Source organism: Mesorhizobium sp. P3_A2, from assembly GCF_056403115.1.
Genome location: NZ_JBFUGC010000002.1, coordinates 1 through 14641, shown reverse-complemented (window position 1 = coordinate 14641; position 14641 = coordinate 1). Strand labels below are relative to the sequence as shown.

13 protein-coding genes are annotated in these 14641 nt (G+C 63.2%); 8 read left to right on the top strand and 5 right to left on the bottom strand.

Annotated elements, in window-relative coordinates; genetic code table 11:
• Positions 1 to 5: 5 nt before the first annotated feature.
• A complete protein-coding gene (locus tag AC1DXM_RS04530) occupies positions 6 to 869 on the top strand; it encodes an AraC family transcriptional regulator (protein ID WP_477231987.1) in 864 nt (287 codons plus the stop codon).
• 27 nt (positions 870 to 896) lie between these two features.
• Here the strand turns inward: AC1DXM_RS04530 and AC1DXM_RS04525 are convergent, their stop codons facing one another.
• Positions 897 to 1367, bottom strand: coding sequence for a MarR family winged helix-turn-helix transcriptional regulator (locus tag AC1DXM_RS04525; protein ID WP_023671361.1), 471 nt, complete (start codon positions 1365 to 1367; stop codon positions 897 to 899).
• Positions 1368 to 1800: 433 nt separating this feature from the next.
• On the opposite strand from AC1DXM_RS04525, the gene AC1DXM_RS04520 reads away from it, so the two are divergent.
• The gene (locus AC1DXM_RS04520) at positions 1801 to 2853 is read left to right on the top strand and encodes a CobW family GTP-binding protein (protein ID WP_477231986.1); all 1053 of its coding nucleotides are present in this window, start codon (positions 1801 to 1803) and stop codon (positions 2851 to 2853) included.
• A 334-nt stretch (positions 2854 to 3187) separates the two neighbouring features.
• Entirely contained in the window at positions 3188 to 4162 is a 975-nt protein-coding gene (locus tag AC1DXM_RS04515) for a WD40 repeat domain-containing protein (protein ID WP_477231985.1), read from the top strand.
• A 1-nt stretch (position 4163) separates the two neighbouring features.
• Here AC1DXM_RS04515 and AC1DXM_RS04510 read toward each other — a convergent pair whose 3' ends face one another.
• Complete coding sequence (locus AC1DXM_RS04510) at positions 4164 to 4616, bottom strand: hypothetical protein (RefSeq protein WP_477231984.1); 453 nt, start codon at positions 4614 to 4616, stop codon at positions 4164 to 4166.
• Between the two features lie 159 nt (positions 4617 to 4775).
• Here AC1DXM_RS04510 and AC1DXM_RS04505 point away from each other — a divergent pair, with 159 nt between their 5' ends.
• The 5 genes from AC1DXM_RS04505 (at position 4776) to AC1DXM_RS04485 (ending at position 11413) form a co-directional block, all read left to right on the top strand.
• Positions 4776 to 6158 carry an aspartate aminotransferase family protein gene (locus tag AC1DXM_RS04505; protein ID WP_477231983.1) on the top strand — a complete coding sequence of 461 codons (1383 nt, stop codon included), beginning with the start codon at positions 4776 to 4778 and terminating at the stop codon, positions 6156 to 6158.
• Between the two features lie 62 nt (positions 6159 to 6220).
• Complete coding sequence (locus AC1DXM_RS04500; RefSeq protein ID WP_477231982.1) at positions 6221 to 7606, top strand: glutamine synthetase family protein; 1386 nt, start codon at positions 6221 to 6223, stop codon at positions 7604 to 7606.
• An 87-nt stretch (positions 7607 to 7693) separates the two neighbouring features.
• Positions 7694 to 8929, top strand: a complete 1236-nt coding sequence (locus AC1DXM_RS04495) for a putative DNA modification/repair radical SAM protein (RefSeq protein WP_477231981.1) — start codon at positions 7694 to 7696, stop codon at positions 8927 to 8929.
• Between the two features lie 2 nt (positions 8930 to 8931).
• On the top strand, positions 8932 to 10392 hold the full coding sequence (locus AC1DXM_RS04490) for a UdgX family uracil-DNA binding protein (protein WP_477232456.1): 1461 nt from the start codon (positions 8932 to 8934) through the stop codon (positions 10390 to 10392).
• A 254-nt stretch (positions 10393 to 10646) separates the two neighbouring features.
• A protein-coding gene (locus AC1DXM_RS04485; protein ID WP_476093749.1) for an IS5 family transposase occupies positions 10647 to 11413 on the top strand; the annotation gives its coding sequence in 2 pieces (ribosomal slippage) (positions 10647 to 10971 and positions 10971 to 11413; 768 coding nt in all).
• Between the two features lie 116 nt (positions 11414 to 11529).
• Here AC1DXM_RS04485 and AC1DXM_RS04480 read toward each other — a convergent pair.
• The 3 genes from AC1DXM_RS04480 to AC1DXM_RS04470 form a co-directional block, all read right to left on the bottom strand.
• Positions 11530 to 12795, bottom strand: a complete 1266-nt coding sequence (locus AC1DXM_RS04480) for a glycerate kinase type-2 family protein (RefSeq protein WP_477231980.1) — start codon at positions 12793 to 12795, stop codon at positions 11530 to 11532.
• On the bottom strand, positions 12792 to 13289 hold the full coding sequence (locus tag AC1DXM_RS04475) for a heme-degrading domain-containing protein (protein ID WP_477231979.1): 498 nt from the start codon (positions 13287 to 13289) through the stop codon (positions 12792 to 12794). Before AC1DXM_RS04475 ends, AC1DXM_RS04480 begins: the two co-directional genes overlap by 4 nt.
• 241 nt (positions 13290 to 13530) lie before the next feature.
• Entirely contained in the window at positions 13531 to 14457 is a 927-nt protein-coding gene (locus AC1DXM_RS04470) for an IS110 family RNA-guided transposase (RefSeq protein WP_477231978.1), read from the bottom strand.
• Between the last annotated feature and the right edge of the window lie 184 nt (positions 14458 to 14641).

The following is a 14641-nucleotide window of genomic DNA, read 5'->3' as shown; positions in this document are numbered from 1 at the left end:
AGGCGATGGCGCAGGGTCTAAACGGTGAGGCGGCACAAGGTCTTGAACGTTCGTGCGCGGATGAGGACCGGATCGTTTCAGCGCCGGGCAGCACCGGCATCGAGCGCATTGAGGCGCATTTCCATGGCAACGCCTTCGACCTGCACCGCCACGACACGCTTGCCGTCGGCGTGACGCTTTCCGGTGTGCAGCGCTTCCACTATCGCGGCGTCGTGAACCATAGCCTGCCCGGCCAGGTGATCGTGCTGCATCCCGACGAAATGCACGATGGTGGCGCCGGTACCGAGGATGGCTTGCGCTACCGGATCCTCTACCTGGAGCCGTCGCTGCTGCTCGACTGCCTCGACGGCGCGCCGCTGCCTTTCGTCGGGGATGCGGTGGTGAGCGACGCTGCCTTGCGCGGCACGTTGCTGTCGGCTTTGGCGCCGCTCGACGAAGAACTGGACGAGCTGTTCGTCGCCGATTTCGTTGCGGAGCTGGCGCAGCATCTCAGGCGTCATGCCGGACAGTCGGCAAAGCCGATGGGAAAGACGGCCTGGCGCGCCGCGGCACTGGCGCGCGACTACCTCGAGGAGAATGCCGAGCGGTCCGTCCGTTCCGACGAGCTGGAGGCTGTCACCGGGCTCGACCGCTATGCGCTGTCACGCCACTTCCGCGCGACCTATTCCACCAGCCCGCATCGTTTCCTGCTGATGCGCCGGCTGCAAAAGGCAAGGCGTATGATCGAGATGGGCGAGCCGCTGGCCGAGATCGCCGTTGGCGCCGGGTTCAGCGACCAGAGCCATTTCAACAGACATTTCAAGAAAGCATTCGGCCTGACGCCCGGCCGCTGGTCGACCCTGGTGCGCGGGCCTTCGGTGGCCGCCTAGATCTCAAAAAGCCGGTAGATGTGCCGATCAGTCGTCGATGTCGCCGTCGTCGTCGACGAGCACCAGTTCCTCGTTCGACAGATTGGCTTCGATGCGGGCGAGCAGCTTGAACAGCGTCTTCTGTTCTTTCTTGTCGAGGCCTTTCAACGCCTGCTTTTCCGTCTTCTTCACCGATTTCTCGATGGCGTGGATGATTTCGCGGCCGGTGTCGGTGAGGAAGATATGCGCCTGGCGGGCATCCGCAGAAGAGGCTCGCTTTTCCAGAAAACCCTGCGCCTGCAAGCGGTTGATGGTCTTGGTGATGGTCGGCGGGCGCACGCCGAGGCGGCCGGCGAGATTGCCGGGCGTCTGGCCGTCCTCGCGGTCGAGCGTCAGCATGATCTGGTCCTGGCCGGCATAAAAGCCGTGCGCCAGAAGCCGCGCCGCCAGCGCGGTTCTTGCCAGCCTTGCCGCCGAATGCAGCCGGCTCATCGTTGCAGTCTTGTCCGCCTTGGCCATGGTGATCCCTCTTCGGCCGTACCGGTGCGTGCAGCATAGACGCAGCCGGCCGGTTGGCAATCGACGATCAAAAAGATTCCGGCTTTCGAAACAGCTTTGCCGGCAAGCATTTGTGGTGCCCACCGTGGTGATGCCAGATGTTTATTTCAGTTAGATGACAAACGAGTTTCCACCAAGGCGATTGCAGTGGGTTGAGACGGCGCGGCTCTGCACAGGTCAACGAAGAGGCGTTCAGGCGACGCGCTGGATGGTCGGCATCCCTACCACACCGCCTGTTCGGGGGAGGTTTCGGTCGACCCACCCGCTCCGTCACCCTCTGGGTCAAACGCCCAGGCGGTTTGCCCCGTGCAAAAACCCGGCACACATCCTATATCAGGCCGACAATCCCTTCTTGCGGCCCGGAATTTCGCGGCCCAGTCATTCGAGGCAAGACATGAGCGATGCACAGACGACGCAGATCCCCGTGACCGTTCTCACCGGCTATCTCGGCGCCGGCAAGACGACCCTGCTCAACCGCATCCTGTCGGAAAACCACGGCAAGCGTTACGCTGTCATCGTCAATGAATTCGGCGAGATCGGCATCGACAACGAGTTGATCGTGGAATCCGACGAGGAAATCTACGAAATGAACAATGGCTGCGTCTGCTGCACGGTGCGCGGCGACCTGATCCGCGTCGTCGAAGGCCTGATGCGCCGCCCCGGCCGTTTCGACGCTATCGTCGTCGAGACCACCGGGCTCGCCGACCCGGTGCCGGTGGCGCAGACCTTCTTCATGGACGACGACGTGCGCTCCAAGACCAAGCTCGACGCAGTGGTGGCGCTGGTCGACGCCAAGCATCTGCCGCTCAGGCTGAAGGATTCCAGGGAAGCCGAGGACCAGATCGCCTTCGCCGATGTCGTGGTGCTCAACAAGACCGATCTGGTCACGCCCGAAGAACTTGCCAAGGTCGAAGCGACCATCCGCGCCATCAACCCGGCGGCCAGGATCCACCGAACCACGCGCGCCGGCGTGGCGCTGTCCGAGGTGCTCGACCGCGGCGCCTTCGACCTGTCGCGCGCGCTGGAGAACGACCCGCATTTCCTCGAAGCGCACGATCATGACCACGATCATGACCATGACCATCACGATCATGACGGCCACGATCATCACCATCACCACGATCACGCGCATCCCTCCGACATCCATGACGTGACGGTGCAGTCGGTGTCGCTGCGCGGCGGCGAGATGGACCCGAAGAAATTCTTCCCCTGGATCGAGAAGATCACCCAGATGGAAGGCCCCAACATCCTGCGGCTGAAGGGCATCATCGCGCTCAAGGGCGACGACGAGCGCTATGTCATCCAGGGCGTGCACATGATCATCGAAGGCGACCACCAGCGCGCCTGGAAGGATGGCGAAAAGCACGAGAGCCGGCTGGTGTTCATCGGCAGGGAACTCGACGCCGAGCGGCTGAAGAAGAGTTTTGACGCCTGCCAGGCGGCCTAAACATTGGCTAAGGACAGTGCGCCTTCCAGTTCTCACCGTTGGCGCCGCCCCTCATCCGCCTGCCGGCACCTTCTCCCCGTATAGTGACGGGGAGAAGGGGACTGGCCGCAATGCCGACGCCTATTTTGCAACGCTGGCGATAGGCGAAACCATCGGCGACAGCGTCTTTCTCCCCGTCATTATACGGGGAGAAATGTCCGGTAGGACAATGAGGGGCAGCGCCATCATTGGCGACTAGAGACAGGCAATTGTTCCGACATCGCGACCTCATGGTTGCCGGACGTGCAAACGTCGAGTAAGCCGCCCTCTGCACTTTCATTGAACAAAGATAGCCATGCCCACAGTTGCCCCGCTTGATCTCGATGGCCATTGCCTTGCCGCCGTCTTCCTCGACAATGTGCCGCATTTTGCGCTGGCCGATGGCGCCGTTCATCGGCTCGACAATGGCCACAAGACGGCGCAGGCCAATGACGGGCTGCTCTCAACCTTCCACGATGCCGCCAATGACCGGCTGATCACCGGCGGCGAGGACGGCAGGGTGTTTTCCGTCACCGCCGGCGGCAATGTCGGCGAACTGGCGAGCGCCGGCAAGAAATGGATCACCAGTGTTTCCGCTGGGCCGCAGGGCGCGATTGCCTATGCCACGGGCAAGACCGCTTTTGTGCGCTTTGGCGATGGCAGGACCAAAGAATTCTCACATCCGCGTTCGGTCGAGGGGCTAGCCTTCTCGCCCAAGGGCATGCGCTTCGGCGTCGCCCGCTACAATGGCGCGACGCTGCATTTCCCGGCCGCCGAGGGCAAGCCGGTGGAACTCGAATGGGCCGGCGCCCATACCGGTATCACCTTTTCGCCCGATGGCGCCTTCCTGGTCACCACCATGCAGGAAAACGCGCTGCATGGCTGGAAGCTTGCCGACGGCAAGCACATGCGCATGACCGGCTATCCCGGCAAGGTCAAAAGCCTGTCGTGGAGCGTGAAGGGCAAATGGCTGGCGAGCTCTGGCGCGCCGGCGGCAATCGTTTGGCCGTTTTCGGGCAAGGACGGCCCGATGGGCAAGGCGCCGCTGGGGCTCGGCACGCGCGGCAACGCCATGGTGACATCGGTCGCCTGCCATCCAAGCCAGGATGTCGTGGCCGTCGGCTATGATGACGGCATGGTGATGGCGGTGCGCTTTGCCGATGCCAGGGAGGTGCTGCTGCGCCGCCCCGGCAAGGGCGCCATTACATCGATGATGTGGGACAAGGAAGAGCGCCGCGTCGCTTTCGGCAGCGCTGCCGGCGACTGCGGCGTCATCGATATCTCAGCCTAACCTACTCGGCCCCGCACGAGACCTTGCCGGTGACTTCAACCGGCTTGCCATCCTGGTCCTTGTCCGCCGCGGCATCATAGATGGCGAGCGTATAGCCCCCGTCATAGACGCCTTCGTCAGTGGTCTTGGTCAGGATCGTCAGTTCGACCGAGTTGATGTGCTGCGCGACCTCATGCTCGTTGTAAATGTTCAGCCGCAATTCCTTGTCGTCCAGCCAGTACTGGGTCAGGTTGGAATCCTCGAACACGGTCTTGCGCAGGCTGTCGCCCTCGGGACGGCCGAGAATTTCGAGATCGCCACGAAAGTTGAAGGTCGGACCGCCCATGCCCCGGGTGACACCGGCTTCGACCTCGAATTTTGCTGCCTTGTCATCGGCGGAGCACCAGATGCCACCGCTCGCAAAGGCCGCGCCAGTCGACAGAAGCAACGTCGCCGAACAGATGATCGCTCGCATTTTCTCCCCCCAGAACCAAATGCCTAAGCGTATTGGCACCGGGCTTGGCCTCAAGGTCAAGCGCCAGCCCAATGCCGCTGAACCAATACAGGGCAGCCCGGCGGCCAATTGCGGTTTGAGATGGCGATTGGCTAGAGTGCTGGCCCAGAGGGGATTTTCATGCATTCAACTGACCATTCCAGCACATCGATCGGCGGCATCAGCCGTGACCGCATCGCCAGGCTGCGCGAGAGCGAGGCCGAAGCCTTCCGTAAGGCGCGGCCGAGATCGGCGGCCAAAGCCGGCAACGGCCTGCCCGGCTTCTTCGGCGGCGTGCCGATGCACTGGATGAACGACTGGCCGACGCCGTTCCCGATCCTGGTCGACAGCGCCAGGGGCGCCACCATCACCGACATAGACGGCAACAAGCTCGACGATTTCTGCCTCGGCGACACTGGCTCCATGTTCGGCCACTCGCCGCCGCCGGTGGCGCGCGCCATCCGTCGCCAGGCCGGACGCGGCCTGACCTATATGCTGCCGTCGGAGGATGCGCTGGCCATCGGGCAGCTGTTGCAAGAGCGCTTCGGCCTGCCGTTCTGGCAAATCGCCACCACAGCCACCGACGCCAACCGCTTTGCGCTGCGCGTGGCCCGCGCCGTGACGGGCCGCGAAAAAATACTGGTCTTCAACGGCTGCTATCACGGCTCGGTCGACGAGACGATGGTGCGGCTGGTCGACGGCAAAGCTGTAAACCGGCCGGGACTGGCGGGCGAATTCCGCGACCTGACCAGGACCGCGAAGGTTATCGAATTCAACGATGTCGCCGCACTGGAAGCGGCGCTCAAGGACAAAGACGTGGCCTGTGTCATCACCGAGCCGGTGCTGACCAATTCCTGCATGGTGCTGCCCGATCCGGGTTTCCACCGTGCCTTGCGCGAACTGACGCGCGCGGCCGGAACGCTGCTTCTGATCGACGAGACCCACACAATCTCCACCGGCCCCGGCGGCTACACCAGGAAATATGGGCTGGATCCCGACCTGTTCGTGCTGGGCAAGCCGATCGCCGGCGGCGTGCCGGCGAGTGTGTGGGGCATGAGCGAGGGGCTCGCCAACCGCTACGCCGACTACAACAGAACCAAGCAACCCGGATATTCCGGTATGGGCACGACGCTATCGGCCAATCCTTTGCAATTCGCGGCCATGCGCGCGACGCTGGAAGAAGTGATGACGCAGGAAAATTATGACCGGATGGACCGCCTGGCGCTCCGGCTCGACGCCGGGCTGACCGGGGTCATCGACCGCCACAACCTGCCCTGGCATGTCGCCCGCGTCGGCGCTCGCGTCGAGTTCATCTGCGCGCCCGGTCCGCTGCGCAATGGCGCCGAGGCCGAGACTGCGCATGCGCCGGAGCTTGAAGCGGCTGTTCACGTCGCGCTGGTCAACCAGGGCGTGCTGATCGCACCCTTCCACAACATGATGCTAATCTCGCCGGCCACCACCGGCGCCCAGGTCAACCGGCTGATCACCGCCTTCGCCACGGTTGCGGCAAGGCTGACGGCATGAGACAAGCGACTGAACGGGCAGCTAACGAACGGGCCGCCAAGCCAACCTTGAGTACAGCAATCATGACTTCACCTTCGGGCTCGACGCCCGCCGAGGCGCAAGCCTTTCTCGACGCCCATCCTGAAATCGAGGCTTTTGACATCGTCTTGACCGACGCCAATGGGGTCGGTCGCGGCAAGATTGTGCGTCGGCATGAGCTGAAAAGCATTTATGAGGGCGGCCGCCACATGCCGATCTCGATCCTCGGCCTCGACATCACCGGCGAGGATGTGCACGAGACCGGACTGATCTGGACGACCGGCGACGGCGACCTCAGGGCATGGCCGATCCCCGGCACGCTGGTGCCGCTCTATGGCACCAGCCCGCCCCGCGGCCAGCTGCTGATGGCGATGTACCATCTCGACGGGAAGCCTATGTCGTCGGACCCGCGGCTGGCGCTGGCCAGGCAGGTCGACATATTGGCCGCAAAGGGCCTCTATCCCGCCGGCGCCTTCGAACTCGAATTTTTCCTGCTTGCCAATGAGCGCGATGCCGACGGCAAGGTGAAGCCGGCCGACGCCGTGCTCGACGGCCGCCGCTCGGCCAAGACGGAGGTCTATTCCGTCGACCATCTGCACGGCATGGAGCCGCTTTTTTCCGACATCTATGCCGCGGCCAAGGCGCAAGGCATTCCGGCCGAAACGGTGATTTCCGAATATGCGCCCGGCCAGTACGAACTGACGCTGAACTACCGCAAGGATGTGATGCGAGCGGCCGACGATCTCGTCATGCTGAAGCGGCTGGTGCGGGCGCAGGCGCGTCGGCACGGCGTCACCGCCTGCTTCATGGCCAAGCCGATCGAAAAATACGCCGGCTCCGGCATGCATTTCCATGTCTCGCTGCAGGACAAGGCCGGCCGGAACGTCTTTGCCGAGGCCGGCGGCGAGAGCTGGTCGCTGCCGCTGCTGCAGGGGCTCGGCGGCCTGATCCAGACCATGGCCGAATCGATGCTCGTGTTTGCGCCGCACGCCAATTCCTGGCGGCGCTTCGTCTCGCAATCCTATGCGCCGGTGGCGCCGACCTGGGGCGTCAACAACCGTTCGGTGGCGCTGCGCGTTCCGGCCGGCGATGCGAAGAACCGGCGCATCGAACATCGGCCGTCGGGCGTCGACGCCAATCCCTACCTGATCGCCGCAACCGTTCTGGCCGGCATCATCAAGGGACTGGACGAAGGCCTCGACCCCGGCCCGGAGACCACCGGCAACGGCTATGAAGCCGCTGTCACGCGCACGACCATGCCGGTCGATTGGCGCGCCGCGATCGAGGCGGCGCGGGCGTCGAGCTTCCTGAAAGAGGCGCTGGGCGAGGACCTGCACCGCACCTTCGTGGCGATCAAGCAGTCCGAATATCTGCGCGTCGCCCGCACCGTCAGCGAGCTGGACTACCACCTCTACCTCCACGAAGTTTGACGGCCTGTTGAGCAGGCGGCGATCACTTTTTCGCCGCCTGCATCAAATGAGGTAGCGCTTAAGTCCGATAGAACATATCATGAACAGATGAGCGCACTTATCGTCCGTGAAAAGCTGGCAATCCTGTCCGACGCCGCCAAATACGACGCCTCTTGCGCCTCGTCGGGCTCGGCGAAAAAGGATTCGCTCAAATCCGGCGGCATCGGCTCCACCGAAGGCATGGGCATCTGCCATTCCTACGCGCCGGACGGGCGCTGCATTTCGCTCTTGAAAATCCTGCTCACCAATTTCTGCATCTACGATTGCAGCTATTGCATCAACCGCTCGTCCTCGAATGTGCGGCGCGCCCGCTTCAGCATCGACGAGGTGGTGAAGCTGACCATGGATTTCTACCGGCGCAACTACATCGAGGGCCTGTTCCTGTCCTCGGGCGTCATCCGCTCGCCCGACGAAACCATGGCCGAGATGGTCGAGGTGGCGCGGCGGCTGCGGCTGGAGGAAAAATTCTCCGGCTATATCCATCTGAAGACCATTCCGGAAAGCTCGGCCGAACTGGTCGAGCAGGCCGGGCTTTACGCAGACCGGCTGTCGATCAATGTCGAACTGCCGACGGATGAAGGCGTCAAAAAACTGGCGCCGGAGAAGAAGCCGGAGACGATCCGGCTGTCCATGGCCAGGCTGCGTCGCAAGATGGAGGAAAAGACCGAGCCGACACTGAGGACCAAGAAGCGCGAACGCTTTGCGCCGGCCGGTCAGTCGACACAGATGATCGTTGGCGCCGACAAGACATCCGACGATGGCATATTGCACACCAGCGCGCGGCTCTATGGCAGCTACCATCTGCGCCGTGTCTATTACTCGGCTTTCAGCCCGATCCCGGATTCATCATCGTCCTTGCCGCTGCAGAAGCCGCCGCTGATGCGCGAACACCGGCTCTATCAGGCCGACTGGCTGATGCGATTCTATGGCTTCTCGCAGCCGGAAATCCTGGCTGGAAGCAGTGACGGCATGCTCGACCTTGCCATCGACCCGAAGCTCGCCTGGGCGCTGCGCAACCGGGGCCGGTTTCCCGTCGACATCAACCGCGCCGACCGCGAAGCGCTGCTGCGCGTGCCCGGCCTCGGCACCAAGGTGGTGGCGAAGATCCTTGAAACCCGCCGCCACCGACGCATGCGGCTGGAAGATGTCGGACGGATCTGCCACTCGGTCGCCAAGCTGCGGCCGTTCATCATCGCCGAAGGCTGGTCGCCGGGCGGCCTCACCGACAAGGTTGGCCTGCGCGACACGATCGTGCGCTCTTGCGAACAACTGTCGCTGTTTTGACCATGCAGCCGGCTCAGCTCAGCCTTGCCAGATACAGCGTGCGGCTCTCCAGCGAGACTGATTTCGTCGGCTGGCGCGACGCCGCACGGCGGCTGGCGCTGAATGAGATCCGGCCCGAGGACGTCGCTTGGGGTGTCGCGGCGGACGGCAATCAAGCCGATTTACCTTCCGTGCCAGAGGGCGCACAACTCACCGTGCCGCGCGATTTCATCGCGCGTGCCGAAACCGCTTTCTGCCACTCCGACCCCGACCGATTTGCCTTTCTCTACCGGATGCTGTGGCGCCTGCGCACCGAGCCGAAACTGCTGGCGATCGCATCGGATCCCGACACCAGGCGGCTTGAAGCCATGGAAAAGGCGGTGCGGCGCGACAGCCACAAGATGCATGCCTTCGTCCGCTTCCGGAAGATCGGCCATGGCGACGAGGAGCGTTATGTCGCCTGGTTCGAGCCGGATCATTTCATTGTCGAGCGCAACGCGGATTTCTTTGTCAGGCGTTTTACGGGTATGCGCTGGACCATCCTGACGCCCTATGCCTCCGCCGACTGGGACGGCGAAAGGCTGGTCATCGGGCCGGGCGCCGCCAAGGCAGATGCACCGGCGCAAGACGACACCGAGGCGCTGTGGCTGACCTATTTCGAGAACATCTTCAACCCGGCGCGGCTCAAGGTGAAAGCCATGCAGAAGGAGATGCCGAAGAAATATTGGCGGAACCTTCCCGAGGCCTCGCTCATTCCAGATCTGATCGCAGGAGCGGACGAGGCCGCCAGGGATATGATTGCCAGAATGCCGACAACGCCAGCGCCGCACCACGCCAAGGTGCAGGCGAAACATTGGCCAAAGCGCGAGCCGGCCGAGGCGCCGGATGATGACGCCAGCATCATTTCCGAACTGCGCGAAGCCGCGAAAGGCTGCCGCCGCTGCCCGCTCTGGCGCGATGGAACGCAGACCGTGTTTGGCGAAGGACCTGACAATGCCAAGGTGGTCTTCGTCGGCGAACAGCCCGGCGACCAGGAGGATCTCGCCGGCAAACCGTTTGTCGGCCCGGCAGGCAAAGTCTTCGATGCAATCCTCGATGACGCCGGCGTCGACCGGCAAAAAGTCTACGTCACCAACGCGGTCAAGCACTTCAAGTTCGAGCCTCGCGGCAAGCGCCGCATCCATTCCAAACCGAATGTCGGCGAAGTGCAGGCCTGCCGCTGGTGGATCGGCCGGGAGCTTGCGCTGATCAAGCCAGATCTTGCCGTGGCGCTCGGCGCAACGGCGGCGCTGTCTTTGCTCGGCAAGGCTATTCCGGTGACGAAGATGCGCGGGCAGGTGATCGAGCGGGAAGATGGGCTGCGCGTGTTCGTCACCATTCACCCGTCCTTTATCCTGCGCATCCACGAGCCTGCGGAGAAGGACGCTGAGCGGGAGCGGTTTTTGCGGGATATTAAAGAGGTGAAGCGGTTGATGGTGGCTTGAGTATGAGCGAAAGCCTCCGCGACTTCGTCATCCACGGGCGAAGCAAGGAGCGAAGCGACGCAGCGCAGACCCGAGGATCCATGCCGCGACCTCCGAACTCCGCCACGGCGCAGAACAAGCCCCGGTGGACGCGCCCCTTCATTCTGAGCCGCTGCGCTCTTCGGCCGCGGTCGCTGCATGGATCCTAGGGCGCGTACTCAACCCTTGCATGGCCATTGAAGCAGTGATTCAACGCCTTTGATTAGGAGGCGATGATGGCACGCTACGATCTGAGCGAAGCAGAATGGCAAATCGTGGAACCGCTTTTGCCGCCACATGGTTTGGGCAAGAAGCGGGTCGACGATCGGCGGGTGGTCAATGGCATATTTTACGTTCTGAGGACCGGATCGCCTTGGCGCGATCTGCCCGAGCGGTATGGCCCCTACACCACGGTCTACAACCGCTTCAACCGTTGGGCCAAAAGAGGTGTCTGGTTGGCGATGTTTGAAGCGCTGGCGGCTAAGTCACCACAGTCTTTGCACCTGATCGACAGTTCGATAATCCGCGCCCATCAGCATGCGGCGGGCGGTAAAAAGGGGGTCCGGATAACGCCATTGGCCGTTCTCATGGCGGACTGAGTACCAAGGTCCACGCGCTCGTCGATCAAGACGGCCTGCCGATCCGTCTCCTCATCTCGGAGGGAAAGGCATCCGACAAGACATTCGCCCCACAACTGATCGAAGGGTTGGCGCCAGCAAAGGCGCTTGTTGCCGACAAAGGCTATGACAGCTGGCCGTTCGTCGCCCTTGTTGCCGAGACAGGCGGGTGCGCCCACATCCCGACGCGCCGGCACGTAAAGGCAAAGAGATTTGTCGCACCAGATCTCTATCGCGAGCGAAACCGCATCGAGCGCTTCTTCTGCAAACTCAAGCAGTTCCGCAGGGCCGCCACCCGCTTCGACAAGCTTGGTCGAAACTTCCTCGCAACTCTTACCCTTGCCTCTCTAAGGATTTGGCTGCGACACGTTGAGTCCACGCCCTAGGGTTTCCGCGACGTCGCTTCGCGACTGCTCCACCCTAGGATGACGAAGCGGAGGGGCTTCGGCCGATCACCAACGGATTCGTTAGCCGAACGCTGGTCGCGACTGCCACGGCCGAATTATCGGATCAGAATCGCCCTCAAATCATTCACATTCGTGCCGGTAGGCCCCGGTACAAACAGATCGCCCACCGCATTGAACGCCGTCCAGGCATTGTTCCCCGCCAGCATCGCCTTGGCGTCCACACTGGCCGCTCGCATACGCGATACCGTCGAGCCATCAGCGAAGGCGCCGGCATTGTCTTCCGAACCGTCTATGCCGTCCGTGTCGGCGGCCAGGGCATGGATGTTGTCCGCACCGCTGATGCCGATGGCGAAGGCGAGCAGGAATTCGGAATTGCGGCCGCCCTTGCCCTTGGCGCGCAAGGTGACCGTGGTTTCACCGCCCGACAGGATCAGCACAGGCTTCTGGAACGGCCGGTTACGCGTCGCCACTTCGCGTGCAATTGCGGCGTGCACGCCGCCGACCTCGCGCGCCTCGCCCTCGATGGAATCGGAGAGGATGACGGCCTCGATGCCTTGCCGTTTTGCCTCGGCGGAAGCCGCTTCCAGCGATACGCCGGCCGAAGCGATGAGATGCACTTCATTGCCGGCAAAGCGCTCATCCCCAGGACTTGGTGCATCGGCCTCCGCCGAGTTGATGTGCTCCATCACGGCATCCGGCAACTTCATGCCATAGGCCGCTATCGAGGCCAGCGCGTCCTCGCGGCTGCCGGTGTCCGGCACGGTCGGACCGGAAGCGACCAAAGCCGGATTGTCGCCCGGAATGTCCGAGACGACCAGCGACACGACCTTGGCCGGATACGCAGCTGCAGCCAGCCGGCCGCCCTTGATGGTCGAGACATGCTTGCGGATGGTGTTCATCGCGGCGATCGGCGCGCCGGAGGCAAGCAGCGCCTCGTTGACGGCGATCTCGTCGGCCAGCGTCAGGCCGGCGGCGGGAGATGGCAGCAGTGCCGAGCCGCCACCGGAGATCAGCGCCACGACCAGATCGTCTGAGGTCAGCCCCTGCACCTTCTCCAGCAGGCGCCGCGAAGCTTCAAGCCCTGCCGCGTCCGGCACTGGATGCGCCGCCTCAATGATCTCGATGCGCTCGCATTTGGCGCCATAGCCGTAACGGGTGACGACCAGCCCTTCGATCGGCCCGTCCCAGACCTTCTCGAACGCCGCCGCCATCTGCGCCGAGCCTTTACCTGCGCCGATGACAATGGTGCGGCCTCTAGGTTTCGCCGGCAGATGATCCCGGATCGTGCGTTCGGGATCGGCGGCAGCAACGGCGGCGTCGAAGATGGAGATGAGGAAGGATTTGGGTTCGAGCACGGTCATTCCGCAGCCAGCGTCAGTCCACGCTTGTCGACGCCGAGATGATCGCACAGCGCATCGACGACGACGCCATGGTCCTGGCGCTCCGGCAGGCCGGAGACCGTAATCGCGCCAATAACGCCGGCGCCTTTGACCGTCACCGGAAAACCGCCTCCGGCCAGCACATAGTCGACAATGTCCAGCCCTTCGCCGATCTTGAAAGTGCGGTCGGGACGCTGCTGCTCCAGCACCATGCGGTAGGTGCTCTTGAGGTAGCGCTTCACCACATTGATCTTGCGCCGCGCCCAGTCCGGATTGGAGGCATTCGAGCCCGGCATGGCAGCGTAGAACAGGGGGCGATCCCACAGCCTGATGTCGACAATGATCGGCAAATTGTCAGCAAGCGCCCGCTTGCGGATCGCGACGCCAATCTTGAAGGCCACTGCCTCGTCGAAGGCCGGGAAGACCAGCGTCTCTTCCTGTTTCTGGATCAGAGCGATGTCGTCCGCAGCGGCCATTTTCTTTCTCCGAAATCGTCACACGTCGTGTGTACGACAAGCTCCGCCCGGTCAAGCTCCCGTTGCGGCGGTCGTCCTGCCCCGCCAGCGTCGACCCCCACTCCGTCGAGCTTCGCTCGACACCTCTCCCCCGATCGACGGGGTAGAGGAAGGGCGCCAAGCTGTCCGAACCGACGCCCGTCCTGTGAAGCAGAGGCCCCTTCCTCTCCCTCCGGAGGGGGGAGAGCGACTATCTGGGGTGTCAAGTTGCATTTGCGAACTCGCTTCTCGCGTCGCGTGCTTTTGCATTGAGAATGACGAGAAGTTTTCGGGCGAGCGCGATGCGGATGAGCATTTTGGGCTTTCCCGCCTGCTGCAACCGTTGAGCGAACGCTTTGAGGTGGGGATCGAACTTGGCCACGATGGCTGCGACGATGAAGAGGATGCCACGCGGCCCGGCGCGCCCGCCGCGCACATGCCTTTTGCCGACGCGCCTGCCACTGTCGTTGGCGATGGGGGCGAGGCCTGCCAGCTTGGCGATGGCCTTGTTGGAGATGAGGCCGATCTCTGGCAGTTCGGCCATCAGGCGTGCGACGGTGCGGCCGGCCACGCCCTTGAGCGAGCAGAAGGCCGCTCCCAGCCTGGCCCACAGCGGATCGTCGGCGATCTCGCCTTCCAGGCGCCGCTCCTCGCGCTTGAGGAAAGCCAGCATGGCCTCGATGCTAGCGCATGCCTCGGCATCGCGTGCGGCACTTTTGCGCTGCTTGTTGATGGTGGCATCGCCGACAACCTGGCAAAGCCGCCCAACCAGCGCAGCAAGGCGCTGCTGGGCAGTGCTGGGYGGTGGCRTCGGGACCGTCTTCTTGACTGCGCCGTAATGGGCGATGACGGCAGCGTCGATCCGGTCGGTCTTCTCCAGATAGCCCATCGCYTCGGCGAAGCGGCGCACGCTTCTGGCATTGACCAGAGCGCACGCCATGCCRTGCGCCCACAAAAGCATGAAGCTCAGCCGCTCGTAGCCGCCCGACGCTTCCATCACCGCGTGGTCTGCGCCATGGCTGCGGCAGAACAGGCAAAGAGCTGCAATCCCCGTCGCGTCGTTGGCGAAGCGCTCTGCTGCCCCACTCRGCCAGATATGCGCGTCCAGCCAATCCTTAGAAACATCAACTCCACAAATGATCCTGTTCACGGTAACCTGCCTTGTGCGTACGGTTGGAACCAAGCGACTGTTCGGTCGTGCGTGACGAAGGCGAAGATCCCAAGCTCTCCCGCGGCTGTAACCTCAGGTGGTACGGGCGACTTCGCCAAGCCAAGGTCCGGGCGGCCGCCCGGACCTTGGCTCAATCGCTTCAATCCCACGAAATCTCTCTCGT

What these genes read in the sequence shown, in the direction of transcription:
- AC1DXM_RS04530 (WP_477231987.1), top strand. Translation starts at nt 6, where the DNA reads ATGGCGCAGGGTCTAAACGGTGAGGCGGCACAAGGTCTTGAACGTTCG.
- AC1DXM_RS04525 (WP_023671361.1), bottom strand. Translation starts at nt 1,367, where the DNA reads ATGGCCAAGGCGGACAAGACTGCAACGATGAGCCGGCTGCATTCGGCG.
- AC1DXM_RS04520 (WP_477231986.1), top strand. Translation starts at nt 1,801, where the DNA reads ATGAGCGATGCACAGACGACGCAGATCCCCGTGACCGTTCTCACCGGC.
- AC1DXM_RS04515 (WP_477231985.1), top strand. Translation starts at nt 3,188, where the DNA reads ATGCCCACAGTTGCCCCGCTTGATCTCGATGGCCATTGCCTTGCCGCC.
- AC1DXM_RS04510 (WP_477231984.1), bottom strand. Translation starts at nt 4,616, where the DNA reads ATGCGAGCGATCATCTGTTCGGCGACGTTGCTTCTGTCGACTGGCGCG.
- AC1DXM_RS04505 (WP_477231983.1), top strand. Translation starts at nt 4,776, where the DNA reads ATGCATTCAACTGACCATTCCAGCACATCGATCGGCGGCATCAGCCGT.
- AC1DXM_RS04500 (WP_477231982.1), top strand. Translation starts at nt 6,221, where the DNA reads ATGACTTCACCTTCGGGCTCGACGCCCGCCGAGGCGCAAGCCTTTCTC.
- AC1DXM_RS04495 (WP_477231981.1), top strand. Translation starts at nt 7,694, where the DNA reads ATGAGCGCACTTATCGTCCGTGAAAAGCTGGCAATCCTGTCCGACGCC.
- AC1DXM_RS04490 (WP_477232456.1), top strand. Translation starts at nt 8,932, where the DNA reads ATGCAGCCGGCTCAGCTCAGCCTTGCCAGATACAGCGTGCGGCTCTCC.
- AC1DXM_RS04480 (WP_477231980.1), bottom strand. Translation starts at nt 12,795, where the DNA reads ATGACCGTGCTCGAACCCAAATCCTTCCTCATCTCCATCTTCGACGCC.
- AC1DXM_RS04475 (WP_477231979.1), bottom strand. Translation starts at nt 13,289, where the DNA reads ATGGCCGCTGCGGACGACATCGCTCTGATCCAGAAACAGGAAGAGACG.